This is a genomic window from Microcoleus sp. PH2017_05_CCC_O_A, assembly GCF_020738785.1.
GTDB lineage: Bacteria > Cyanobacteriota > Cyanobacteriia > Cyanobacteriales > Microcoleaceae > Microcoleus.
On the sequence record NZ_JAEQCB010000328.1, the window covers coordinates 1 to 1,069 of the forward strand.

Sequence of the window (1,069 nt, forward strand, 5' to 3'; positions counted from 1 at the left end):
AAGTGCGATTCGTTTAGTCGAAACTGAGTAGCAATACTTAGGGGATGGCTAGGGTGACTACATAGTCATCATAACTGGATACACATCTGGGTGCGGTTCATCCCAAGTCCCAGTCCGCAAGTGCAGCGGTAAAAGCATATCCCCTACCTTGTTAAGTAGCAACTAGCAGCGTAAAGCGGGGATAAAAGGCAGACTACTGGTAGCCGAAACTGGTAACTGTTGAGCAAGAGTTCATGTATAGCGAAAGCAAAGATGTGTCTGAACCATCGATAGTATAGATGGTCTAACGGCTGAATCAAGAATAAACCCGTTGAGAAACACGGTAAAGACTGATTAAGACCAAGCCAAAATGGCAAGGCTAGGGCATAGGCGATTTTGCACTCGACCTATAAGCACCGCCCATAAACCCGGTGGATAGCATCACACTAAAAACTCAATCAATGTATATCTGGAACGAAGTAACTCTCGTATATTTCTGGAATCAGGTCGATTATCGGTAAGTAGCTAACGAATAACGCGGGATAACCCGACGGTGGAATGGAATCAAATCAATTGGCGGAAAGCCGAAAGATTGACATTCAAGTTGCAAAAACGTATCTATCGAGCAAGTGAGCGTGGCGATGTAAAAGCAGTGAGGAAGCTTCAAAAGACCTTGATTAATTCGTGGTCTAATAAGGTTCTAGCGATACGACGGGTCACACAAGACAATACTGGCGTGCGTACAGCAGGTGTGGATGGTATTAAATCACTAACCCCGAAGCAACGCTTTGAGCTAGTAGGTCAACTCAAAACAACTGGTAAATCACAACCGACACGTCGGGTAATGATACCAAAACCAGGCACTAATGAGTCTAGACCATTAGGTATACCCACAATGTACGACCGCGCCTTACAAGCAGTTGTGAAAGCAGCACTTGAACCAGAATGGGAGGCTCTCTTTGAGCCAAACTCATATGGTTTTAGACCCGGTGTGCGATTCGTTGGGTAGAAACTAACCCTGAAATGGGTAGAGGATTACCCGCAAGCTACACAAGAATCTTCTCCCAAAAGAAGAGGCTTCGGCAAGACA

The 1,069-nt window shown here is 45.4% G+C and carries 1 pseudogene; it reads left to right on the forward strand.

What is annotated here, in order from left to right:
• Positions 1-511 precede the first annotated feature (511 nt).
• Positions 512-970, forward strand: a pseudogene (locus JGK20_RS34385) (reverse transcriptase N-terminal domain-containing protein); the annotation flags it as partial.
• Positions 971-1,069 lie beyond the last annotated feature (99 nt).